Raw genomic sequence first — 22150 nt, forward strand, 5'->3', positions numbered from 1 at the left:
GCTCACCCGTCCGGGTGGCCGCCGACCATGCCGATCGCGGCGCGGATGTCGTTCAGCACCTCGGTGGTCAGCCGCTCGCTGTCCTGGAGCAGCCGCTCCACGTCCCCGTCGTGGCTGGGATGCCACATCTCCGGCATCGCCCGCGTGAGGCGCTCCTCCGTGGCGGGTGCCTCTTTCGCGGGTGCCTCCTTCGCCGCCGGCGAGACGAGGAAAGAGGCCCGCACGCCCTCCAGGCAGGCGTTCATCCGCGCGGCCTGCCCCCGGGTGAACATGAACATGCCGGCGTCGTCGGTGTAGTCCATGTAGTTCACGAACATGTCGCCGTTCGGGCCGTTGCCGCAGGTGACGCGGGGGAAAGCCGGCAGCCCGTAGTTCGCGTCCGCCTGGTTCGGCGTGTCGGCGACCTTGTCGTCGCTCGTGCAGGCGCCGTCGTCGTCTCCCCAGATGTGGTAGAGGTCCAGCCAGTGGCCGATCTCGTGGGTCGCCGTACGGCCGCCGTCGAAGGGGTGGGCCGCCGTGCCCGTCGTCCCGAAGGCCGTGTTGAGGATGACGACGCCGTCGGTCTGCGGCGGGCCGCCGGGAAACTGGGCGTACCCGAGCAGGCCCCCGCGAAGCCGGCACACCCACAGGTTCAGGTACTCGTCGCTCGGCCACGGGTCCGATCCTCCGGTGGCCCCCGATTTCACGGCGTCGTCCACGGTGAAGTCGTGCCGGTCGGTGGCGACGCGCACGATCCCCGTCGCGGGCTCGCCGTCGGGCCCGCGCGTGGCCAGGCGGAACTCCACCCGGGCGTCCGCCACCAGGGCCTTCCACACGTCCGGCACCTTCGCCACGTCCGGATTCGCCGCGCGGAAGTCCCGGTTGAGCACCTCGATCTGGCTGTGGATCTGTTCGTCGGCGATGTCGTCGGCCGGCACGGCCCGGTCGTGCACCACGTGCACGACGACCGGGATGGTCACCACCTCGGTCCGGACGGGGCCACGCCGCCCCTGCTCGTACCGCAGGGCCCGGGTCTCGATCGCGGCACGCCGCGCCCGATAGGTCATGCTCTCGTTGAGCAGCCTGCGGTGCACCAGCATCGTCCCGCACAGGTCGCGGCCCGGGAAGCGGGTCGGTTCGGTCATGGCGAGTCCCTCCGCTCGGGTGTGTGGTCGCGCGCCAGGCGCCGCTGCAACTCGAAGTTGCGGAACTGGTAGAACGGCCCCTCGGCGCGCAGCAGGCCCAGGCGGTGGGCGTCGTCGAGGAAGCACATGGTGCGCAGCGGCAGCCGTCCGCGCCTGGCGAGCCGCGGAATCGTCAGCGTGTAGGCGAGCCAGGCGTGGTGGCTGCCGAGGACGAGCCCGAACAGCAAGCCGAGCAGCAGGCCTCCCACGAGCGCGGTCGGGGTGCTCAATCCGGCCATATGGCTGAGGACTCCGACCATCAGGCCGACGCCCAGCCCGCACAGCGCCCGGATGAGCGTGAGGTTGCGGTCGGCGCACCACGTCGACCGGGGAGAGCGCGCCGTCGCGGTGCTGGTCGGATGCTCGACCCAGCGGGTCAGACCCACGGTGAGCAGGTACGTGAGCCCGGACAGCACCGCGATCTTGAGCGCACCGTCGACCCTGTGGCTCATCAGTCCGCCCACGAGCGCGCCCAGCAGGGCGGCCACGACGGCTTCCGCCAGCGTGCGGCCGAGCGTGGCCAGCCGGCCGCGCACCTTGAAGTCGGCATGACCCGGCGGCTCGGTGAACCACGACCTCGTCATGACCAGCACGGCGATCGCGGACACCAGGCCGATCAGCGCTCCGGCGGCCGGCGTGTGGGTCACCACCGCGATCGGGATGCCCGCCAGGGTTCCGCTGGCGACGCTGACCGCGAGCCGGACCGTCCGCGTGGAGGCGTACCGCGCGAGATGCCACCAGGCGACGTTGCGCGTGTCCTCCCCGACGGTCAGGATCTGACCCGACAGGTAGGCGAGCCAGTGCCGCACGTGCTCCGGGTCCCAGGCGTGCCGGGGCCGGAACGGTTCGTCGGCGTCCGCGGCGGGGGTACGCGAGCCGACGAGGGCGGGAATGAACCGCTCGCACAGGTGGTCGTAGAGACGGGCCGCGTCCGCCCGCCCGAGTTCGAGCAGCGGCGCGGGGTCCTGGCGGGTGACGACGTAGGCGGACCGGACGAGCCAGAGCCCCAGCGGGGTCGCGGCCACCTCGGCGAGGGCGGGCGCGTTCCCCTTCCTCAGCGCGTCCAGCACGTTGAGCCAGGCGGGGTGCGGCCTGGGCGGCAGGCACGCCTGGAGGTAGTCGGCGGCCGTGTCGGCGGTGATCTCCCCCGGCTCGATGACCGCCGCCGCGGTCAGCACGTCTCCCAGCAGGTCGACGGACTCGGCGAACTGCTCCGTACGGCAGGTCAGGATCAACTGGTCGCGGCCGCTCATCGAGTGGTTGAGCGCCTTGAGCACCCCGGCCCGTGCCTGTCCCGGCAGTTCGTCCAGGCCGTCGAGGACCGGCAGGACCTCGCCGCGCGCCGTCAGCGTCTTCGCGGCGTCGGGACCGTACTCGTCCGCCGTCAGCGCCGGGTAGTCGACGGCGAGGCAGTCGGCCAGCCAGTCCTGTAATCGGGGATGGACCTCGGCGTCCCAGCGTGCCGCCGACAGCAGCACGGGAACGGGCTCATCGGGGAGCCGCGTCCGCAGCAGTTCCATCAGCAGTTGCACGGCGAGGGTCGTCTTGCCCGATCCCGGGCCCCCGATGATGACCAGACGACGGCATCGCAGCGCGCGGAAGTCGGCCGCCATGCCGGCGAGGTCCGCGTTCAGGCTGGGAAAGCTGACGAAGTCCTTGGCGATCATGCGGGGGTGGTCCATGAGCTCGGCGTGCTCCGTCGACCGCCACGGCACCGGAATGGGCTCGGGGTCCGCCAGCGACCTCAGGATCGTCTCGTCCTTCCACTGCTCGGCCACGAGACCGGCGAGGGCGTCCTTGGCGTTGTCGACATCGCTCCGGGTGGGGGCCGGTGAGGGTCTCCTGGACCTGACCCACCAGGACACGAACTGCACGCCCCCGTTCACCAGGCCCACGATGCCGGTCGCCGTGGCCATGAGCTGCGCGACGTTCAGCGCTATCAGGCGGGGCGTCGATTTCGGCAGCAGCAGATTGAGGTTCAGCAGCAGGAGCACCAGCGCCAGGGCCAGGAACAGGATCCCCAGCACCACCGAGGTCCTCGTGTGGTGCCGCCGATGCCACCGCGACCTCTCCACAAGGCCATCATGCGAGCCGCTCTGCCGGAAGAGTAAGAAGGGAATCCGCCCATTGTGGAAAAGTGCTCGTACACCTGCGCGCGGGCAGGTCAAGCCTCCGGTAGATCACTCCGCCCTGCGTCTGCGGCCCGTACGGCGGCCCGGCCCCGGGGGCCCGGCAGGACGAGGTTGCCCTCCACGACCAGCATGAAGCGCTCCAGGCCCGGCACGACGACGTGCACGGCCGTTATCCGCCCGGGAAGAACGGCCACCGTACGCGTGAGCGGGGTGTAGCCGCGCGCGCCGAGGCGGGCGGCCACTTCGCGGAGCTGGTCCCGGGGACGGCCCGGCCGTGCTCCGTCCTCGGGGAAGGGAACCGTACGGGCCGCGTGCAGATGCTCGGTGAGGTCGAAACGCCCGCACGCCAGCAGTTCGGGATACCGGGCGAGCCGCTCCGCGTCCCCCCGGCGCTGGATGCGCTCGCCCACGGTGGTCTGCACAAGCTCGGTGAGCGCCCGCCACGCGGCGTGAGCGGGGCTCAGGGAGGTTCCGGCTCCGCGCCGGTGCGGGCGGTCCGGCGTCGGCGCGACGTAGGCGAGCATGGTGGGAACCCTCAGGTCACCGGTGATGTCGAGCAGGTGGACGGGCGCTCCCGCGACCTGACCGGCCACGGCGTGGGCGCGGGCCAGCTCGGGCGGCAGGGTGCGCGGATCGACGACCGACGGCCGTTCGCCCGTGCCGAGGAAGGCGCGCACCAGCAGCAGGGAGAGCGCGTCGCGTTCGATCGTCTCGTTGAGCGCGTGCAGCAGCGCCTCCGTCGCGGTGACGCCCACGGCCGATCCGCTGTTGCAGCTGTACCTCATCAGACCGGTGTAGTCGTGGGCGTCACCGGCCCGCTCGCGCAGCCGCGCCGCGTCCGCCTCGACGTACCAGGGGGCGGATAGGAACAGGGGCACCGGGACGGCGCCCCCGGGTCCCCGATACCGATGACAGGCCAGCGGCGCGGCGCATCGGCCGTCGAGCAGGACGGCGGACGCGTCCGCCCGCAGCGGCCCGGCCGCGATCCTGGCCGGTTCGACGGGTTCCACCGCCGCCGGGTCGAACAGCGCCGGGCCCGTCAGGTAGTGCTCCAGCGCCTCGAACAGGGCGCCGGCACGGGCCTCCGCGCGCCGTCCCTTGCCCATGCCCTCCGCCGACGGCGCCGGGACACCGTCCGGCCCGCGCAGGCGGCAGTGCCAGGCGGCCGGCTCCCGGCCCTCGCCCATGTCCACCAGGTCGGGCGTCAGGCCCAGATGCGCGAGGGCCGCACCGGCCCGGCGTACCGCCTCCGGAAGCGGGACGACCCGCTCCGCGCTAACCGGCGTTCTCGTCGCGCTCCTCGGTGATCTCGCGCAGCCGTTCGCGTTCTGCCTCGGTGAGCTCCTGTTCGACGTCGTCCAGCGACTCGGCTCTGGCGAAGTCCACACCGCGTCCCATGGGCTGCTCCCTTCAACAGGCGGGAGGGACATCTGCCCGCGTCCGGGTCAGGCCAACACCATCAGCCGGCCACCTCCCGTACGACGTCCGGCCTGTTGGTGATGACGCCGTCCACACCCGCGCCGGTCAGGCGGCGTACGGCGGCGGGCGCGTCCACCGTCCACGCGAGGACCTTCATCCCCAGCCTGTGGACGCGGCGGACGTAGCCGGCCGTGACACCGGCGTACGGCGGGTTGATCTGGTCGGCGAACGCCGCCAGGCGGGGCAGGTCCGCGACCGGCGGCGTGCCGAGCAGACCGATCGGCACCCCGGGCACGAGGCGGTGGAACCGGCGCATCGACTCCCAGTCGAACGACTGCACCACGATCCGGCCCCGCCAGCCCGGGTCACGTCCGATCTCCTCGGCCACCCGGGCCTCGATTCCCGGGTAGAGCCGGGGCTCCTTGATCTCCAGCAGCAACCCGAGACCGCTGCCGCGCATCTCGCGCAGCGTCTCGCCGAGTGTCGGCACCCGCTCTCCCGCGTACTTCCGGGAGAACCACGAGCCGGCGTCCAGCCCGCGGATCTCGGCCAGCGTGAGGTCGCCGACCCGCCACGGCGACCGGCCGGGAAAGACCTTCTCCACGTCGGTCGTACGGCTGAGCGTCGTGTCGTGCATCAGCACCAGGTGATGGTCTGCGGTCTCCTGCACGTCGAGTTCGAACATGTCGGCGCCCTGGTCACGGGCCAGCCGGAACGCGGCGACGGTGTTCTCGGGCGCGTACGCCGACGCGCCGCGATGAGCGACCACTAGCGGCCGCGACGCCGCCGCGGCGGGAACGACGGGAGTGAGAAGGGTCAGGACGAGTGCGACGATAAGGCCGAATCGCCGGCGCATGGTTCTCCTCGGGTGTCGGGAGGCGTCCTACGACCCGAACCTGACCATGCGCCATTACACCGAGTTGATTTCCCGATGGCGGCCGGGTGCCGTCTCGATGAGCATCACCTCCGTCTCCGGACATTTCCGCCGTACGGGTCAGAGGCGCGCGGCGGTGACCACCACCGTGACGTAGGCGACGGTGAAGCCGCCTCCGATCGCGTCGATCGCGGCCCCGACCTCCGCGAGCATCTCCGACAGCGTGTCCGGCGGGAGCCGGGTCAGCAGGCCGGACGTGGGCAACTGGTCCAGCCACTCATCGCGCGTGTAGAACCGTTGCCAGTCGAACCGCCACTCCTCGGGCTCGCCGAACGCGCCCGCCTCCCGGATGCCGTCGGCGGCCTTGTCCAGCAGCGGCCGGTATCCGTCGAGGGCCGACTTCGGCGGCGCGCCGTCCTGTGACGGGAAGCCGGGCAGCACCTTCCGGTAGACCGCGGCGAGGGACTCCGACACGGCGGGCGGCGGCTCGAACACGTGCCAGAACGCCGCCAGCCGGCCACCGGGACGCAGCACCTCGGCGGCCTTGACCGCTCCGGCGACCGGATCGACCCAGTGCCAGGCGGTCCCGGCGACGACCGCGTCGAATGTCCGGCCGGCGGGGTGCCAGGCCTCGAACGTCGCCACCTCGACCTCGATCCCGCCGCGGCGTGCGAAGGCGGCCATCCGCGCGTCGGGTTCGACGCCGAGCACCCGGCAGCCCGCCGACCGGAACTGCCGTGCCGCGAGGCCGGTGCCGCAGCCGACGTCAAGGATCTCGGGCCCGGGACTGGCGGCGACGATCCGCTCAACCATGGCGTCGGGATAGGCGGGCCGGGTGCGGTCGTACCGCTCGGCGTCCTCACCGAACGACTCCGCCATCTGCCTGGCCTTGTGGGGTGCACCTTCAAAAGTGGGCATGCGCCCACTATTAGTGGGCACATGCCCACTCGTCAACGACGTTCACCCTCGGCGTCGTTTTCGAACTTAGAGTTATCGATCGACTACTCGAAGTAATATGCAGTCCATGCCAGGACTCGACCACGAGATGCCCATCGCCCTCATCCACAACCGGCCGGAAACCGCGCTGGAACTCCTCCACGTCGCGACCGGGACCCCGATCCCGCCCTTCACGGCCGCCCGGGTGGAATCGGTGGACAGCACCCAGCCGGTGCCGGTCGAACGCCGCGCCGACTCGGTCGTCGTGGTCCGCGACGAGGCCGGAGCGGCGACGCTGGCCGTGATCGTGGAGGTGCAGCGCGGCCACGACCGGGGCAAGCGGTTCAGCTGGCCGGTCTACGTCACGACGCTGCGCTCCCGCTACAAGTGCGACACCGCGCTGCTGGTGATCTGCCCCGACCAGGCCGTGGCCCGCTGGTGCCGGCAGGCCATCGGGCTGGGCCCGGGCGGCGTCATCACCCCGCTGGCGATCGAGCCCGGCGACATACCCCTCGTCACCGACCCCGAGGCCGCGCGAACCTGCCCGGAACTCGCGGTCATGTCGGTCGTGGCCCACCCCGAGGAAGCCGAGGACGGGCCCGTCCTGGAGGCCCTGCTGGCCGGACTCACGACGCTTGACGAGGACCGGGCGACGGTATATTTGAACTACGTATTCAACTCACTACCCATGGTGACGGCCAAGCGTCTGGAGGAGATGGTGACCACCATTCAGGACTTCGAGCACCTCGGCGAGAAGTACTTCTCCCACTGGCTGGCCAAAGGACGCACGGAGGGACACGCCGAGGGCGAGATCGACGCGATCCTCAACGTGCTGGAGGCCCGGGGCCTGGAGGTTCCCGACGACGTACGCGAGCGGATCCACCGCTGTCAGGATCTGGACCAGTTGCGGACCTGGGTACGCCGGGCCGTCACCGTCACCTCGGCCCAGGAGTTGTTCACCGAGTAGCGGACCCGGCGACGACCTGACCTTCGTATCCGTCCACGGTGGTGGAGTCGCACACTCGGTCCTCCGGCTTCGAAGACCGAGGAGGCGGCACCGGTAAAGTCGATCGTGGCGGAGAGGAGGGACGAACGGTGCCGACGGGAGTGGCCCTCCGCGACGTACGCACGCAGTTGTTCGACGCCGCCGAGCGCGTGCTGCTCAGGGACGGACCGAGTGCGCTGACCAGCCGGGCGGTCACCACCGAGGCGGGTTGCGCCAAGGGTGTCCTGCACCGGCACTTCGCCGACTTCGACGCCTTCCTCGCCGAGTTGGTGCTCGACGGCATCGCCAGGATCGACCGGCAGGCCGCCGCTCTGCAAGAGTCCGCCGGGACCGGCACCGTCGCCGGCAACCTCACCGACGTGCTGACGGACCTGTTCGGTTCGGTCGCCGTCGCGGTCGTCGGCCTGATCATCTCCCGGGACGGCCTGCGCGCCCGGTTACGTCAGGCCAGGCCCGGCCAGGGCCTTCCACTCCTGACGGAGGCCGCGGCCATGCTCGCCGCCTACCTCGCCGCCGAGCGCGATCTGGGCCGGATCACGGCGGACGCCGACGTCGACACGCTCGCTCCCACGCTGCTCGGCGCCTCACACCTGCTGTTCGCCGACCGCGACGGCGGTCCGCCCCAGGCCGACGCCGTGCACAAGATGGTGAACACCGTCATCGCCGGTGTCGTACGCGACTGAGCCGCGAACCCTCCCGCCCTGCGCGCCGTCGGCACAGAGCGCCTCCTGGCCCTCGGCCGGGCCTGTGCGGTCGATCAAGGTGCCACCCGGAATAACCACGTGATCGTCAGGAGCGTGGCCGGTAACGTGACCTGGTGTGACGAGGCCGGCGCTCTTCAACCGCGAAACCCGTTGCTCCGGTAGCCGGGCGTGAACGACGACGACCGGCTGATGCTGCGCCGTACCTTCACCGAGGACGCCGCCCTGTACGACCGGACGCGGCCCGGCTACCCGCCCGCGATGTTCGAGCACATTCCCCAAGGCAGCCGGGTGCTGGAGATCGGTTGCGGCACCGGTCAGGCCACGGTCGCCCTCGCCGGGCACGGCTGCGCGGTCACGGCGGTCGAATTGGGGGCCGAGATGGCGGCGCTCGCCCGCCGCAAGCTCGCCCGGTTCACCGGCGTGGAGGTGGTCAACGCGGCCTTCGAGGAGTGGCCGCTGCCGCCGGAGCCGTTCGACGTCGTCTTCGCCGCCACCAGCTTCCACTGGCTCGATCCCGCCACACGGGTGGGCAGGTCGGCCGACGCCTTGAGACCGGGCGGCCTGCTGGCCGTCGTCTCGACCGAGCACGTCGCCGGTGGCAGCGAGGCGTTCTTCGCCGAGGTGCAGCGCTGCTACGAGCGGTGGGACCCCGCCACGCCGCCCGGCCTGCGGTTGACGCCCGCGAGCGACATCCCGTACGACAGCGGCGAGATCGACGGCTCCGGCCGCTTCGGGCCGGTGCGGTTCCATCGCTACGAGTGGGACCACGCCTACACGACGCGGGAGTATCTCGACCTGCTCAATACCTACTCCGGCCACCGCGCCCTGCCCGCCGAGGCCCGCGCGGGGCTGCTCGGCTGCATCGCGGCTCTCATCGACGGCCGGTACGGCGGACGCATCGTCAAGCGTTACCTCACCCAGCTCGCCCTCGCGGACAAGCACCCCTGACGGGCAGGCCGCATTTCTCCGGGTGCCGCCACGCTGCAGATCTATCCCGTCACATCTTCCCGGCATCATCGTCCCGAGGTTCCGCCAGGCTTGTCGGCCCTGACGGCTAAGCTCGGTTCGAGGTGTCACCCGGGGCTACCGTGATCGTGAGGGGGAAGCACATGACAGCCGAGTCGCACGAGATGACCAGCGGTCGGAGCCCTGACCAGATCGTGGAGTCCCTGATGGCCGATCGGACTCCACGCAACATCCGTGCGTGCCTTCCTCCCACCGATCGCGACTACTTCGACCTGGACTATCGGCGGGCCATGGCCAAGGCCACCGAAGAACTGGACCTCGCTCCCGTCAACGCCCTGCTCGCACATTGGTGGCACATGGCCAGGATGAAGGCCGCCGGGGAGTACGAAGCGGTCCTGGAACACGGCGCTCGCGTGCAAGAACAGATCGAAAGCGGCGAATACGTGCCGGGGAGACCGTTGCGGGAGGTCCTAGCCGAACGGGCATCCCAGCTCGGCGTAGATCTCGGCCTCTAGATGTACTCGGTCGGCAAAAGCAAGCAGGTGGACGAGCAGATCTCCGCCCTTCCCGCGGAAGCGCTCGGGGCGTTCCACGAGGTGACCGTGTTCCTCCAAGTCGCGCCGTGGAGTGGCAACCCCTTCGTGAGAGAGCGTCCCGACGCCCCTATGCGGACACAGACGTTCGGGGACGGCGGTTCTGGCATGGTCACTTCCTGATCGTCGAGTATCGACGCCTGGTGGAGATCATTCACGTCGCCTGGTACGGCTGAACAGCCAAGCAGAACCGGCGTGCAGCGGGCCTCGGGTCGAATCGACCGGTAGGCCGAGGCGAGAGTCCTGGTCGACGAGGATCGGCTCGGCTGAGGCTCAGCCGAGCAGGGAGGTGAGGGCGGCTTCGAGACCGGGGAGGTGTGGTCAGCGGAGCAAATCGAGGGCGCGGGCGGTGCCGAGGGAATCGTCGACGGCGGTGTGCCGGGGCTCGGCCTCGCCACGCAGCACCTCGTGGATGTGGCGGATGCCCCAGGAGAACGTCGAACCCTCCCCCGGCTCGTGCCGCTCGACCAGCCGCTCCTCGCGCCAGACCTCCAGCACGTCGTGCGGCTTCGGGTGGAAGGGATTGGTCAGGCGGATCTCCCCGCCGGTGCCGACCAGCCGGGCGTACGTCGTGGACGGCAGGTCGAAGCTACAGCTCAGCAGCAGGCGGCCGGGATCGAATTCGAGCACTCCGGCGGTCTCGATGTCCACCCCTGCCTCGCCCTTGACGGTGGCGGCGTGACCGGCCACGGCTTCGCGGCCGAACAGCAGTTGCGCGAACCGTACGGAGTAGCAGCCCACGTCGTAGAGGGCGCCGCCGCCGAGGGCCGCGTCGAGCCGGATGTTCTCCGCGCCCTCAAGCTGGAAGTGGAAGGACGACCAGATCTCCCGCAGATCGCCGATGACGCCCTGTTCGAGGAGGTCGCGCAGCCGGGCCGTCTGCGGGTGGAACGGGAAGACGAACGCCTCCCAGAGCGGGCGGGCCGACCGGCGGGCCACGTCGATCACGTTCTCGGCCTCCGCGGCCGTCAGGCACAGCGGCTTCTCGCACAGCACGGCCTTGCCCGCCTCCAGGGCGGCGATCGTCCACTGCGCGTGCAGGGCGTTCGGGAGCGGGACGTAGACCGCGTCGATGTCCGGGTCCTCGATCACGGCCTCGTACCCGTGCACGGCACGCTCGACGCCGTTCTCCCCGGCGTACGCCTCGGCCCGTGCGAGGTCGCGACCCGCCACGAGGGCGGCCGTGCCGCCGCCCGCCTCGCGCAACGCCGGGAGGAACGCCCAGGCGGCGATGTTCGCCGTGCCGAGGATGCCCCACCGAACACCGCTCATACCGATCCACTCCTCATCGCCCAGATCCTGCGGGGACGGTAGCACAGGTGAATTTTTGCCCCTGGATTCCGATATCGGGCAGGTCAGGGGGGTAGGCCACCCGCCGATCCATGACGGGGGAAACGCGATGAGCGAGGAAATACGGCGATTCACTCACCGGCCGGGCGACCGGGCGCCGGGGCCCGACTATTCGGGCCCCGGGGTGGAGGCGGAGCTCACCGGGCTCATGCACCCCGACGACCGGCCGGAGGGCCGGACAGGTGAGCGGGCCGGCGAGGCGGCGCGGCCGGGCCTGGTCCGGGAAGGCGGGCCGGGGCGGGAGCGGCGGGGCGAGCGCGGGGGCGACGGATCGTACGACGGCCTCTACACGGCCCGCGCCTCGTCCGCCCTGGGGAAGGTGGCCTCCGACGACGGCCTGCTCGACGTGCGCATCAAGGCACCCCCGGAGCTGGGCGGGCCCGGTGGGGAGACCAACCCCGAGCAACTGCTCGCGGCGGCGTACGCGTCGTGCTTCCACAACTCGCTGACCCTGGTCGCCGGACGGCAGGGCACCCGGACCGCCGACGCCACCGTCGACGCCTCCGTCACGCTGCGCAAGCGGGGCGCCGCCGACGACTACACGATCAGTACGGACGTGACCGTACGCCTGCCGGGGGTCGAACCCGAGACCGCCCGGCGGCTGGTGGACGAGACCCATCGCATGTGCCCGTACTCCCGGGCCTTCGCGCACGGCGCCGAGGTACACGTCCACGTCGCCTGAATCGCGTACGGCCGTACGCGGGCCCGTGCCCGCGGGGAGCACGGGTCCGCGTCAGAGCAGCCGGGCTCAGGGTCAGACCCGCTGCCAGAGCGCCGGGACGTTCGGCGGCTCCCAGCCGGTGAGCGCGGTGTGCGCCTGGATGCACCGGTAGGTCACGCCCGCGTACGTGACCCGGTCTCCCACCTTGTACGCCGTGCCGGCCGCCCAGGTGCCGCCCGGAACGGTCGGGGTCGGCGAGGAACTGCGCGTGGGAGAGGCGCTTGGAGACGGGCTGGGCGAGGGGGTGCGCGGCAGCGTCGGAGACGGGCTCGGGCTGGGCGTCCCGCCCGAACCGATCTGGAGGTCGACGCAGGCGTAGAAGGCGTTCGTCGTGTCGGCCACGTTCCAGATGGCGAGGACCTTCTGCCGGCCCGTGCGGCCGCCGAGGTTCACGCTGTGGCTGACGGTGGCCGGCGGCTGCGCGCCGTGGTCGTCGAAGACGGCGATCCGCGTGCCGCCGATGTAGTACTCCCACGTGCTCGTCGAGTGGCGGGCGGTCAGCGACCAGGTGAAGGTGACGGTGTTGCCGACGCTGGTCGCGGGCCACGGCCTGCTCTCGTCGTCGAGCTGGGCGAACCGGGCGTTGCCGCCGCTGCAGCTGCGCAGCCCTTTCGGTCCTTCCACGCTCTGGGGTTCGTACACGATGTCGCCGCAGTTGGGGACGCGGCCCTGCGCGCACATCGCCTGCCGGCTCGGCGGCGACGAGATGTACCCGTGCGCCTGAGCGGGCGAGGCGATGAACACGGTGGCACCGATGACGACCGACGCCGTCGCGAGGAAGGTCAGCGCTCTTCGCATGTGGTGCTCCTCACTGCTGGGGGTGGCGCAAATATAAAAGAAGCTTTCCTAACAGTGAAGGCCCAATTGCTGCCACCACCTGCGGAATTAAGATCCTCTTGGGTGGATCGGTCCATCACCACCCCCTGGAGCGAGCGTCCCGGGCGGTGCGTCGTTGACAGCATGGTCCGGTCACCTAAACTTCTTCATGTGAACGACCGTTCAATCGTTGTGGACATCGAGACCGCCGATTCCTGCGCGCTCCCCGTGGTCGACGCGGACCGGGTGGAGAGCGTCAGGCGGGTCATGCCGGGCCCGGAGACGATGGAGGACCTGGCGCAGATCTTCGGGCTGCTGTCCGACCCCGGACGGCTGCGGCTGATCGCGGCGCTGCTCGAAGGCGGCGAGATGTGCGTGTGCGACCTCGCCGCGGCCACCGGGCACAGCATGTCCGCGGCGTCCCACGCCCTGCGCCTGCTGCGGGCCCACAACGTGGTGAAGGTACGGCGTACGGGAAGGATGGCCTACTACCGCCTCGCGGACTCGCACGTGCGACTGCTGTTCGATCTGGCGATCACGCACCTCACGCATGAGGAGAAGGACCGAGACGATGGGTGAGACCGGCATGGGTGATACCGGCACAGGGCACGAACCCCCGCAGGGACACCGGCGCGGGACGGGACAGGCACAAGGGCACGGGCACGGGCATGCGCACGGTCACGGGCACGGTCACGCGGTCAGCGCCGAGGCCGACCGGCGGCTGCTGACCGCCGCGCTGGTGCTCATCCTGGGCTTCATGGCGGCCGAGGTCGTCGTCGGCGTCGTCGCGCACTCCCTCGCCCTGGTGTCCGACGCCGGGCACATGCTCACCGACGCGATCGCGATCGCCTTCGCGATCGTGGCCATGCGGATCGCCGCCCGGCCTCCCCAGGGCGGCTTCACGTACGGCCTCAAACGCGCGGAGATCATCTCCGCGCAGATCAACGGCATCACGCTGCTGCTGCTCAGCGTCTACTTCGTCTACGAGGGCGTACGCCGGCTGATCGAGCCGCCCGAGGTCGCGGGAGCGTACGTGGTCGCCACGGGTCTCGCCGGGATCGTGGTCAACCTCGCCGCGACCTGGCTGCTGAGCAGGGCGAACCGGTCGAGCCTCAACGTCGAGGGCGCCTTCCAGCACATCCTGAACGACCTGTTCGCGTTCATCGCGACCACGGCCGCCGGCGCGGTGGTGTGGGCCACCGGCTGGAGCCGGGCCGACGCCCTGGCCGCGCTGGTCGTGGCCGCCCTGATGCTCAAGGCCGGGTGGGGCCTGGTGCGCGACTCCGGACGGGTCTTCATGGAGGCCGCCCCCGCGGGCATGAGCCCCGCCGAGATCGGCCGCAGGACCGCCGCTCTGGAGCACGTGGTCGAGGTGCACGACCTCCACATCTGGGAGGTCACCTCCGGCTACCCGGCGATGTCCGCGCACATCCTGGTCGCCCCCGGCTCCGACTGCCACGCCGTACGGCAGGCCGCCCAGCGGATGGTCCACGACGAGTACGGCATCGCCCACACCACCCTCCAGGTCGACCACGCCCCTCCGGACCTGCTGGCCATCGGCGGCCCGGCCGAGCCCCACTGCGCGGAGGCGCACGGCCCGGCGCACACGAACGGGCGGCCGCAGCCGTCCGACGACGCCGCCGGAAAACGCGGCCCGAACGGGTGCCCGGGACGCCGCCGGATCAGTTTCCGGCGCCCCGACCGCCTCTCCGACCGCCCCACCTGACCGTTACCTTCCCTCCATCCGTTCGCAGGGCGGCCGCTCGGCGGGGCTGTTTGCCGTACGACCCCAGGGGTATCAGCCGCGCATGTTCACCCCGTCCGACCTCGACGTTCTCGTGCCCACCAGGGATCGCCCCGGTGCGCTCGCCGTCACGCTGGCGGGTCTGGCGGCGCAGACCGCGCCGGGGTTCCGTGTCGTGATCTCGGACCAGTCGCGGGAGCCGGTCGCCGGGGACCGGCTGGTGGCCGCGCAGGTGCGGATCCTCGGCCACCGTGACCGACCCGTGGACGTCCGTCGTCACCTGCCCGCGCGGGGCATGGCGGAGCAGCGGGCGTTCCTGCTCGACCAGGCCGACCGGCGGCTCGCGCTCTACCTGGACGACGACGTCTGGCTGGAGCCGGAGGCGATCGAGGTCCTGCTGGCGGCGATGAACGGCCTGCGCTGCGGGTTCGTCGGCTTCGCCCTGCACGGGCTGTCCTACCGCGACGACGTCCGCCCGGCCGAACTCGCGCCGTACGAGGAGTGGACCGGCGGCGTACGGCCCGAACGGGTGCGCCGGGAGTCGCCGGCCTGGCGGCGGTGGACCCTGCACAACGCGTCCAATCCGCTGCACCTCGCGCAGGAGCACATCGGCGCCCCGGGCCCCCGCGAGTGGCGGCCGTACAAGGTGGCGTGGATCGGCGGCTGCGTGCTGTACGACCGGGAACGGCTGCTGGAGTGCGGCGGGTTCGACTTCTGGCGCTCGGTGCCGCCCCGGCACGCGGGTGAGGACGTGGCCGCGCAGCTGCGCGTCATGGAGAGGTACGGCGGGGCGGGACTGCTGCCGAGCAGGGCGTACCACCTCGAACTGCCCACGACGATCACCGACCGCGGCGCCGAGTGCTACGACTACGTCTTCGAGGCGGCGGCAGGGGCGCGGTGATGGCCACGCCGATCGACCCGCCTACCGGCACCGCGACCGGCACCGCGACTGGGACGGTGATCGGCCCTGAGACGGGGGCCCGGCGACGGGGACGGCGATGGGCGGCGTGATCGAGGGGGTGGGCCGGATCGCGGTCCTGCGGGCCAACGCCCTCGGTGACCTGGTCCTCGCCATGCCCGCCCTGGAGGCGCTGCGCCGGGCCTATCCGGGGGCGCGGCTGACCCTCCTCGCCAGGTCCTGGCACGCGCGTTTCCTGGCGGGCAGGCCGGGTCCGGTGGACGACGTCGTCGCCCTGCCGCCCATCTCGGGCGTCTCCTCGGCCGCGAGCGGCCACGCGGCCCCGGAGAGCCTGTTCGAGGAACTGCGCGAGCGGCGGTTCGACCTCGCCGTGCAGATCCACGGCGGCGGCCGTTACTCGAATCCGTTCGTCAGGGCGATCGGTGCCCGGGTCACGGCCGGGCTGTGCTCGCCGGACGCCGAGCGACTCGACCTCTGGGTGCCGTACGTCTACTTCCAACACGAGACCCTCCGCTACCTGGAGGTGGCGGCGCTGGTCGGCGGGACGTCGGAGGTGCTCGATCCGCGGATCGCCGTGACCGACGCCGACCGGGCCGAACTGGCCCGCGTGTACGGCGAGCCGCCACCCGGCCTGGTGGCCATCCACCCGGGGGCGACCGATCCGCGGCGACGCTGGCCGGCGCGTCACTTCGCCGAGGCCGCCGACCGGCTCGGCCGACCTGTGGTGATCACCGGTGTCGAGGCGGAGCGCGAGGTGGTCGAGAAGGTGGCGGCGATGCGGCGGCCCGCCGTCATGGCCGTCGGCACCCTCGGCGTCGGCGGCCTGGCCGCGCTCTACGAACGGTGCGACCTGGTGATCTCCAACGACACCGGCCCGCGGCATCTGGCCGCGGCGGTGGGGACCGCGACCGTGGGCGTCTACTGGTGCGGCAACCTCATCAACGCCGGGCCGCTCACCCGCACCCGGCATCGGTCCCTGATGTCCTGGACCGCCGAGTGCCCGGTCTGCGGCGTCAGCGGGCTCGACCCGCGTGCGGGGCGGTGCCCGCACGACGAGTCGTGGGTGACCGGGGTCACGGTCGACGAGGTGGTGGAACAGGCCGAAGACCTGCTGCGCGGCGGATGACGAACCCGTCACCGCACCGCCTGGTCCACACCGGCCCTCCGTCCGGGAGGACGCCCGCGGGAGCAGTGCGGGCCGGTGCGCGGGCCGGTGTTCGGGCCGGTGCGCGGGCCGGTGCGCGGGCCGGTGTGCGGAGGCGGCAGGCCCGCACTGTCCGGGGACAAGACGGCTGCAAGGTCCCTCCAAGGCGCCGGCCCTAGGGTCGGCCGACATGAGCAAGAACCTCGTCATCGGCGGACTGCTGGCGGCCGTGTCGGCCCTGGGCCCGCTGGCCGCTCCGGCCCACGCCGCCACGCCCAGGACCGCGACCCAGGCCGCCTTCACACAGGCCGCCCCGACACAGGCCGCCCCGGCACAGACCACCACGGCATCGGCCGCGAGGACCCGGTCCGCCGCGGCGCCGCTCATCCACTGGGGGCCGGTGCGGTCGCGGGCCGGGCACCGCGGTTACGCCAAGGCCGACGTCTGGATCACCCGGTTCAGCGCGGAGACCTTCGTCGTCTCCGGCAGCCTCCACGACCGTGACGCGCACGGCGGCCACTGCGCCTACGTCCGGGCGCGCTTCCACTACATCGGCGGCGGCACCGGCTGGGCCCTGCCGCGGACGACCTGTGCGCCCCGGAGCACGTTCCGGCTGTCGTCGGACGGCCAGATCAAGCGGGTGGACGTCAAGGTCTGCGTCGTGGACCGGGCCCGCCGCGCGACGCTGAACTGCCACAGCGACGCCATCACCCCCGGCATCATCGCCAACTGGCCGCAGTGACGGCGTACTCCCCGAGCGGTAGTGGGACGCGCCGCTGATGCGGCGGCGGTAGCCGCAAGCGCCTTCCGGCGTGCGACGACGCGGGCGGCCGGCGGCGAGGACGATCGGAGCGCCGCCGGGGAGTACGCGGCCGGGCGGAAGACCCGCCCGCGTACTCCCCGAGCGGTAGCCGACGTGTCTCTCACGGAGGGACGACGCGCCGGTTCGACATGGGACACGATCCCGGTGATCCCCACAGTCCGCTCATCGAAGGGAGCACCGCCGTGCGCAAGGTCTACGCCGTATTCGCGGGACTGCTGCTCGCCGCCGCCGTCGTCCAGATGTACCTCGCGGCAGTCGGCGCGTTCGACAAACCACAGGACGACTCCTCGTTCGCCGCACACAGCATGAACGGCATGCTGGTCATCCCCGTACTGTCGCTGGTGGCCACCGCCGCCGCGGCGGCGGCCCGGGCGCCGGGACGGCTGATCGGCCTGACCGTCCTGCCGGTCGGCCTGGTCGTCGTACAGGCGCTGATCGTCGTGCTCGGCGGCGCGTTCGAGGACGCCGCGGGCAACACCACCCCGCTCTCCCTGGCGATCCTCGGGCTGCACGCCCTCAACGGCATGGCGGTGATGGGCGTCTGCGGCACGGTGTTCGGCCGGGCTCGTCGGCTCGCGTCGGCCGGCCCCGCGCGGGTCGAGGAAGGCGCCGTGGACGGCCCGGCGGTGCGCGCGTCGTGACCACCGACCGGCTCATGGTGCTCGACCTGCTCGTCTCGGTCCTGGCCGCGGCGGCGTGGGTCGGCGCGGGGGCGGCGGCCGCCGCCCGACGCCCGAGGACGGCCGCGGCCCTGATGGCGGGGGCCTTGGTCGCGTCACCGGCCCGGGCCGGGTCCGTCCTCGCGCTGGCCGGGGCCGGCTGGTGGTTCGTCCAGGAGAAGGTCACGATCGCCCTGCCGCTCCTCCTGACGGCGAGTGTCGTCGCCGCCGTGACGGCCGGGCCGCGTCTGCTGGCCGCGTCCCGCGCGGCCTCGGAGGCCGGCCGGGACGCCGCGAGGTCGCCCGCGGTGGTGATCCCCCTGCTCGGAGCCGGGTACGCGGCGGCGGCCGGCCCCGTGCAGACGTTCCTGCTGGGGTACCCGGCGGAGCCCGGCAGCGCCCTCATCCTCCTGGCCGTCGTCGCGGGGGCCGTACTGCTGACCTGGCGGGCGATGACCCCGCGGGTCCCGCTGCTGCGTACGGCGACGGCATCGACGGTCGTCGCCGCCCTGGCCGGCGGGGCCCTCACGTTCCTCCCCGCCACCACCGCCGAAGCCGCCACCCCGGTCGTCGCCACCGCCGGAGCAGTCGCCCCGGCCACCGCCGAGGGCGGCCACGACATGCCGGGGCATGACATGTCCACCCAGGCATCCGCTCCCGTCCGCCCGGTCACGGATCTGCGCGGACCGTCGGCGCCCGCGCCCGGCGGGACCGTACGCCGGTTCACGCTGACGGCGCGCACGGCGACGGTCACGCTGTCCTCGGGCCGGAAGGTGGCCGCCTGGACCTTCGACGGACAGGTTCCCGGTCCGCCGATCACCGCCGAACAGGGCGACCTCGTCGAGGTGCGGCTGCGCAACGCGGACATCACGGAGGGCGTGACCCTGCACTGGCACGGCTACGACGTGCCTTCGGGAGAGGACGGCGTGCCGGGACTCACCCAGGAGGCCGTGCCGCCGGGCGGTGAGTTCGTCTACCGGTTCGTCGCCGCCCAGACGGGGACCTACTGGTACCACACGCACGAGGTGTCCGACATCGGCGTACGGATGGGCCTCTACGGCATGCTCGTCGTGACGCCGAGGGGGTCCGCGACCACCGGCGTGGATCTCACGCTTCCTGTGCACACCTTCGCGGGCACGACCGTGGTGGGCGACCACGACCAGCCCGTCCTCCAGGAGGTGGCGCCGGGCACACCGGTGCGGCTCCGCCTGGTCGACACCGACAACACCCCGCACCGGTTCACCCTGGCCGGCACGGTCTACCGGCTGGTGGCGGTGGACGGCACGGACCTGAGCGGGCCGGGCCCGCTGAGCCGGGCCGGGCTGAGGCTCCCGGCGGGCGGCAGGTACGACCTCGCCTTCACCATGCCGTCCGGCCCGGTGGTCCTGCGGGTGGACGACCGCACCGAGGCCGTGCGGCTCACGACCGCGGCGAACGGCCCCGGAAACGACGACGTCACGGACGCCGCGGCGGCGGCCGGGTGGCCGGAGCTCGACCTCACCCGGTACGGCACGCCGGCGTCCACGCCGTACACGTCGCGGTCCCGCTTCGACCGGCGGTTCACGCTCGTGCTCGACCGGGGGCTCGCGCTCGGGGACGGACTGCCCATCTACGCGCACACGATCAACGGCCGCGCCTATCCCCACGTGCCCACCCAGGTGGTCGCGGAGGGCGACCTCGTCCGTCTCACCGTGGTCAACCGGGGCAGGGACACCCATCCCTGGCATCTCCACGGTCACCGGGTGCTGGTGCTCGCGCGTGACGGCCGCGCCCCCACCGGGAGCCCTCTGTGGCTCGACACCTTCGACGTACGGCCCGGGGAGGTGTGGGAGGTTGCGTTCCGCGCCGCCAACCCCGGTCTGTGGATGAACCACTGCCACAACCTCAGCCACGCCGACCTGGGGATGATGCTGCACCTGGCGTACGAAGGGGTGACCACGCCCTTCCACGGCGGTCACGGCGGGTGAGAACCGCGCCGGATGCGCGAAGCCGGGTAAAAAATGCGGCCTCAGCGCCGGGCGAGGTGTAAACGCACGGTAATCAGATCACAACTTCGGGTGAGTGGAGCAGGCCTGGGTCCCCTCGCCGGGCGTCGAGCGACGCGACCCGAAGGGAGAGATCGTGAGAGTGGCCAGGATCGTCGTTCCCGCGCTGGCGGTGTGGGCCTCGACGGGGTGGGCCTCGACGGGGTGGGCCTCGACGGGGTGGGCCTCGACGGGGTGGGCCTCGACGGGGTGGGCCTCGGCGGGGTGGCTCGGCCATCCCGTGTACGGCTTCGCGGCGGCCCGGCCGCCCGCACCGGGCGGATCCGTGGCCACCGTGCCGCACCGGGAGGCCGTCCGCCCGCCGGAGCGCCCCGGGCGGCACGCGGCCGCCGGCCCCCGTCAGGAGGCCGCGCGCCAGGCCGGGCAGGCCCCCGGACGCGTGTGCGCCTACCGCCTCCGGGGCGTGAGCGCGGGAGGTTTCCTCCACGTACGCGAGGGCGCGGGGCGCCGGCACGCCCCCGTCGGCAGGCTGCGGGTGTCCGACGGGGGCTTCGCCGGGGCCTGCGCCGTCACCCACGGCTGGATCGCGGTGCGAGCCGCCGACGGCGCGTCCGGCTTCGCCTCCGCCCGTTACCTGCACAGGCTCGATCTCAGCGGCCGGCCCTCGCTGTCGTGCGCCTACCGCCTGAAGCACGTGCACAAGGGCGGTTACCTCAACGTCCGCGAGAGCGCGGGGCTCGGTCACGTCCCCGTCGGGAAGATCGGCCCGGCCCAGGGCAACATCAGCCGGAGCCTGCGCCGCCGACCACGGCTGGGTGGCCGTGGACACCGCCGACGGCATCCCCGGCTGGGCCGCGGCCCGCTACCTGCGGAAGATCCCGTAGGGAGTGCGGCGGTCCGTCGCCGCGCCGCCACCGCCACCTCCGTGGTCACGGTGGTCGGGGTGGTCTCGGTGGTCTCCGTGATCTCCGTGGTCTCGGTGGTCTCGGTGGTCGGCGTGGTTCCGGCGACCGTATACCGGCAGGCCCGGCGCGCTGGACGTCCTGTTCCCGCAGGGGCCGCCTAAGCCGTCCCGTCCCCGGTGTCCCCCTGGCCGGGGACGGGAGGCAACCCCGCCCGTCCCAAGCGTCGCCAAGGCCGGGTGTCCCGCCCCCGGCTCGCCCGCCGGGCAGGACGCCCACGCCCGCTCCGAACCGACCGCGGTGTCGCTCAGGCTGGTCAGCCGAGGTCGGGGTGCGGGACGTAGCAGTCGAGACAGAGAAAGTCCTCGCTGGTCATCAGCGTGTCCTGGTCGTCGATGCGCCATCCGGCGTCGAGCAGCAGGGGCAGCAGCGGATGCGTACCCGGCACCGCGATCTCGACGGAGTCCGCGCCCGAGCAGGCGCCGGCCGCCTCCAGCACCGCCTCGACGCAGTCCTGGGGGGTGTCGCCTCCGGCGGGCCCGATGACGGCCTTGTCACCGGCCAGCCGCACGAACGCGTACCCCGAGGCGGCGGCCCGCACCGTCACGCCGGGCAGGCCCGCGAACCAGCCGAGGGTCGCGGCCCGCTCCCCGCCCGAGATCCGGGCGTCCAGAGCCACCGCCGCGTCCACGTCGCGGGCTCTCGGCGCGAAGCGGTCGCTCTCCGGGCCCGCGAGGGCGGCCCCCATGGGAGCCTCGCTCCCCGCCCCTGCCGCCCGTCCGCTCTGTGCGGGGCGGCTCTGTGACGGACGTCCGCCCCCCGGGCGGCTGAGGTAGAGCAGGGGACATCGGGGCCGCATGCCGCTCCGGACGTACAGGGCGAGCGCCCTGAGGTCGGCCGAGGCGAACGTCATCATGGGGGCGCCGGACGGCAGCAGCCGCGAAAGGATCATCCGGCCCGCTCCCGACGACTGGCGGTCCGGCAGGACGAACAGATCCCCGAGATGCGTGATCTTCCCCCGGGGCAGGGTCGCGCCGAAGCCCGCGATCGTGCCGTTCACCTCGCCGACGACCACGGCGCCGAAGTCGCGCTCCGCGTCCAGGAAGTCCGGCCGCACCGGCCACCGGCCGAGAAGCCGGAAGTGGTCCGCGACGGCGCGCAGTCCGGGAACGTCTGCCTCTGTCGCGGTACGGACGACGACGGACTCCGTCATCGGTGTCTCTCCCTACGAGTTTTCCTCACGTTCGGTTCACCTTAGGCCCCGTTCCCCTTCCCGTTGCCCTGCGGGGCATCG

23 protein-coding genes are annotated in these 22150 nt (G+C 72.3%); 13 read left to right on the forward strand and 10 right to left on the reverse strand.

The window, feature by feature from the left end:
- Window positions 1–2 precede the first annotated feature (2 nt).
- The 6 genes from HHX40_RS31785 to HHX40_RS31805 all read right to left on the reverse strand — a co-directional run bounded on the left by HHX40_RS31785 (window position 3) and on the right by HHX40_RS31805 (window position 6506).
- On the reverse strand, window positions 3–1124 hold the full coding sequence (locus HHX40_RS31785; RefSeq protein ID WP_220499829.1) for a zinc metalloprotease: 1122 nt from the start codon (window positions 1122–1124) through the stop codon (window positions 3–5).
- Complete coding sequence (locus tag HHX40_RS31790) at window positions 1121–3238, reverse strand: NACHT domain-containing protein (protein WP_182883537.1); 2118 nt, start codon at window positions 3236–3238, stop codon at window positions 1121–1123. Before HHX40_RS31790 ends, HHX40_RS31785 begins: the two co-directional genes overlap by 4 nt.
- Before the next feature lie 89 nt (window positions 3239–3327).
- Window positions 3328–4482: a YcaO-like family protein gene (locus HHX40_RS31795; protein WP_182883538.1), complete on the reverse strand. Its 1155-nt coding sequence runs from the start codon at window positions 4480–4482 to the stop codon at window positions 3328–3330.
- An 88-nt stretch (window positions 4483–4570) separates the two neighbouring features.
- Complete coding sequence (locus HHX40_RS37340) at window positions 4571–4693, reverse strand: hypothetical protein (RefSeq protein WP_259402575.1); 123 nt, start codon at window positions 4691–4693, stop codon at window positions 4571–4573.
- A 61-nt stretch (window positions 4694–4754) separates the two neighbouring features.
- Window positions 4755–5570, reverse strand: coding sequence for a glycerophosphodiester phosphodiesterase (locus tag HHX40_RS31800; protein WP_182883539.1), 816 nt, complete (start codon window positions 5568–5570; stop codon window positions 4755–4757).
- 138 nt (window positions 5571–5708) lie between these two features.
- Window positions 5709–6506 (reverse strand): class I SAM-dependent methyltransferase, encoded by a 798-nt coding sequence (locus HHX40_RS31805; protein WP_259404091.1) that lies wholly within the window; start codon window positions 6504–6506, stop codon window positions 5709–5711.
- 106 nt (window positions 6507–6612) lie between these two features.
- Between HHX40_RS31805 and HHX40_RS31810 the strand changes: the two genes are divergently transcribed.
- From HHX40_RS31810 to HHX40_RS31825, 4 genes are all read left to right on the forward strand, one after another.
- Window positions 6613–7491: a hypothetical protein gene (locus HHX40_RS31810; protein ID WP_182883540.1), complete on the forward strand. Its 879-nt coding sequence runs from the start codon at window positions 6613–6615 to the stop codon at window positions 7489–7491.
- A gap of 128 nt (window positions 7492–7619) precedes the next feature.
- Window positions 7620–8213, forward strand: a complete 594-nt coding sequence (locus HHX40_RS31815; protein ID WP_182883541.1) for a TetR/AcrR family transcriptional regulator — start codon at window positions 7620–7622, stop codon at window positions 8211–8213.
- A 189-nt stretch (window positions 8214–8402) separates the two neighbouring features.
- On the forward strand, window positions 8403–9182 hold the full coding sequence (locus tag HHX40_RS31820; protein WP_220499830.1) for a class I SAM-dependent methyltransferase: 780 nt from the start codon (window positions 8403–8405) through the stop codon (window positions 9180–9182).
- Window positions 9183–9343: 161 nt separating this feature from the next.
- The gene (locus HHX40_RS31825) at window positions 9344–9715 is read left to right on the forward strand and encodes a DUF6247 family protein (protein ID WP_182883542.1); all 372 of its coding nucleotides are present in this window, start codon (window positions 9344–9346) and stop codon (window positions 9713–9715) included.
- A 399-nt stretch (window positions 9716–10114) separates the two neighbouring features.
- Here HHX40_RS31825 and HHX40_RS31830 read toward each other — a convergent pair whose 3' ends face one another.
- On the reverse strand, window positions 10115–11065 hold the full coding sequence (locus HHX40_RS31830) for a Gfo/Idh/MocA family protein (RefSeq protein ID WP_182883543.1): 951 nt from the start codon (window positions 11063–11065) through the stop codon (window positions 10115–10117).
- A 127-nt stretch (window positions 11066–11192) separates the two neighbouring features.
- On the opposite strand from HHX40_RS31830, the gene HHX40_RS31835 reads away from it, so the two are divergent.
- Window positions 11193–11825, forward strand: a complete 633-nt coding sequence (locus HHX40_RS31835; RefSeq protein ID WP_220499831.1) for an Ohr family peroxiredoxin — start codon at window positions 11193–11195, stop codon at window positions 11823–11825.
- Window positions 11826–11897: 72 nt separating this feature from the next.
- On the opposite strand, the gene HHX40_RS31840 is transcribed toward HHX40_RS31835, so the two are convergent.
- The gene (locus HHX40_RS31840; RefSeq protein WP_182883544.1) at window positions 11898–12662 is read right to left on the reverse strand and encodes a lytic polysaccharide monooxygenase; all 765 of its coding nucleotides are present in this window, start codon (window positions 12660–12662) and stop codon (window positions 11898–11900) included.
- A gap of 189 nt (window positions 12663–12851) precedes the next feature.
- Here HHX40_RS31840 and HHX40_RS31845 point away from each other — a divergent pair, with 189 nt between their 5' ends.
- From HHX40_RS31845 to HHX40_RS31875, 7 genes are all read left to right on the forward strand, one after another.
- Window positions 12852–13259, forward strand: coding sequence for a metalloregulator ArsR/SmtB family transcription factor (locus tag HHX40_RS31845; protein WP_310738374.1), 408 nt, complete (start codon window positions 12852–12854; stop codon window positions 13257–13259).
- On the forward strand, window positions 13252–14406 hold the full coding sequence (locus HHX40_RS31850; RefSeq protein WP_259404092.1) for a cation diffusion facilitator family transporter: 1155 nt from the start codon (window positions 13252–13254) through the stop codon (window positions 14404–14406). The genes HHX40_RS31845 and HHX40_RS31850 overlap by 8 nt, the downstream gene beginning before the upstream one ends.
- An 82-nt stretch (window positions 14407–14488) precedes the next feature.
- A complete protein-coding gene (locus tag HHX40_RS31855; protein WP_182883546.1) occupies window positions 14489–15325 on the forward strand; it encodes a glycosyltransferase family 2 protein in 837 nt (278 codons plus the stop codon).
- A 97-nt stretch (window positions 15326–15422) separates the two neighbouring features.
- Window positions 15423–16469, forward strand: coding sequence for a glycosyltransferase family 9 protein (locus HHX40_RS31860; protein ID WP_182883547.1), 1047 nt, complete (start codon window positions 15423–15425; stop codon window positions 16467–16469).
- A gap of 208 nt (window positions 16470–16677) precedes the next feature.
- Complete coding sequence (locus HHX40_RS31865; protein WP_182883548.1) at window positions 16678–17229, forward strand: hypothetical protein; 552 nt, start codon at window positions 16678–16680, stop codon at window positions 17227–17229.
- 263 nt (window positions 17230–17492) lie between these two features.
- Window positions 17493–17951, forward strand: coding sequence for a DUF6220 domain-containing protein (locus HHX40_RS31870; RefSeq protein ID WP_182875491.1), 459 nt, complete (start codon window positions 17493–17495; stop codon window positions 17949–17951).
- On the forward strand, window positions 17948–19936 hold the full coding sequence (locus tag HHX40_RS31875) for a multicopper oxidase family protein (RefSeq protein WP_182883549.1): 1989 nt from the start codon (window positions 17948–17950) through the stop codon (window positions 19934–19936). The genes HHX40_RS31870 and HHX40_RS31875 overlap by 4 nt, the downstream gene beginning before the upstream one ends.
- Before the next feature lie 78 nt (window positions 19937–20014).
- Here the strand turns inward: HHX40_RS31875 and HHX40_RS31880 are convergent, their stop codons facing one another.
- Window positions 20015–20287, reverse strand: a complete 273-nt coding sequence (locus HHX40_RS31880) for a hypothetical protein (protein ID WP_182883624.1) — start codon at window positions 20285–20287, stop codon at window positions 20015–20017.
- Here HHX40_RS31880 and HHX40_RS31885 point away from each other — a divergent pair.
- Window positions 20280–21020, forward strand: a complete 741-nt coding sequence (locus HHX40_RS31885; RefSeq protein ID WP_182883550.1) for a hypothetical protein — start codon at window positions 20280–20282, stop codon at window positions 21018–21020. The genes HHX40_RS31880 and HHX40_RS31885 overlap by 8 nt on opposite strands.
- A 152-nt stretch (window positions 21021–21172) precedes the next feature.
- On the opposite strand, the gene HHX40_RS31890 is transcribed toward HHX40_RS31885, so the two are convergent.
- The gene (locus HHX40_RS31890; protein WP_182883551.1) at window positions 21173–22069 is read right to left on the reverse strand and encodes a GNAT family N-acetyltransferase; all 897 of its coding nucleotides are present in this window, start codon (window positions 22067–22069) and stop codon (window positions 21173–21175) included.
- Window positions 22070–22150 lie beyond the last annotated feature (81 nt).

This window comes from Microbispora sp. H10949, assembly GCF_014161435.1.
Taxonomy (GTDB): Bacteria; Actinomycetota; Actinomycetes; order Streptosporangiales; family Streptosporangiaceae; genus Microbispora; species Microbispora triticiradicis.

What these genes read in the sequence shown, in the direction of transcription:
- HHX40_RS31785 (WP_220499829.1), bottom strand. Translation starts at nt 1,124, where the DNA reads ATGACCGAACCGACCCGCTTCCCGGGCCGCGACCTGTGCGGGACGATG.
- HHX40_RS31795 (WP_182883538.1), bottom strand. Translation starts at nt 4,482, where the DNA reads ATGGGCGAGGGCCGGGAGCCGGCCGCCTGGCACTGCCGCCTGCGCGGG.
- HHX40_RS37340 (WP_259402575.1), bottom strand. Translation starts at nt 4,693, where the DNA reads ATGGGACGCGGTGTGGACTTCGCCAGAGCCGAGTCGCTGGACGACGTC.
- HHX40_RS31800 (WP_182883539.1), bottom strand. Translation starts at nt 5,570, where the DNA reads ATGCGCCGGCGATTCGGCCTTATCGTCGCACTCGTCCTGACCCTTCTC.
- HHX40_RS31805 (WP_259404091.1), bottom strand. Translation starts at nt 6,506, where the DNA reads ATGCCCACTTTTGAAGGTGCACCCCACAAGGCCAGGCAGATGGCGGAG.
- HHX40_RS31810 (WP_182883540.1), top strand. Translation starts at nt 6,613, where the DNA reads ATGCCAGGACTCGACCACGAGATGCCCATCGCCCTCATCCACAACCGG.
- HHX40_RS31825 (WP_182883542.1), top strand. Translation starts at nt 9,344, where the DNA reads ATGACAGCCGAGTCGCACGAGATGACCAGCGGTCGGAGCCCTGACCAG.
- HHX40_RS31830 (WP_182883543.1), bottom strand. Translation starts at nt 11,065, where the DNA reads ATGAGCGGTGTTCGGTGGGGCATCCTCGGCACGGCGAACATCGCCGCC.
- HHX40_RS31835 (WP_220499831.1), top strand. Translation starts at nt 11,193, where the DNA reads ATGAGCGAGGAAATACGGCGATTCACTCACCGGCCGGGCGACCGGGCG.
- HHX40_RS31840 (WP_182883544.1), bottom strand. Translation starts at nt 12,662, where the DNA reads ATGCGAAGAGCGCTGACCTTCCTCGCGACGGCGTCGGTCGTCATCGGT.
- HHX40_RS31850 (WP_259404092.1), top strand. Translation starts at nt 13,252, where the DNA reads ATGGGTGAGACCGGCATGGGTGATACCGGCACAGGGCACGAACCCCCG.
- HHX40_RS31855 (WP_182883546.1), top strand. Translation starts at nt 14,489, where the DNA reads ATGTTCACCCCGTCCGACCTCGACGTTCTCGTGCCCACCAGGGATCGC.
- HHX40_RS31860 (WP_182883547.1), top strand. Translation starts at nt 15,423, where the DNA reads ATGGGCGGCGTGATCGAGGGGGTGGGCCGGATCGCGGTCCTGCGGGCC.
- HHX40_RS31865 (WP_182883548.1), top strand. Translation starts at nt 16,678, where the DNA reads ATGAGCAAGAACCTCGTCATCGGCGGACTGCTGGCGGCCGTGTCGGCC.
- HHX40_RS31890 (WP_182883551.1), bottom strand. Translation starts at nt 22,069, where the DNA reads ATGACGGAGTCCGTCGTCGTCCGTACCGCGACAGAGGCAGACGTTCCC.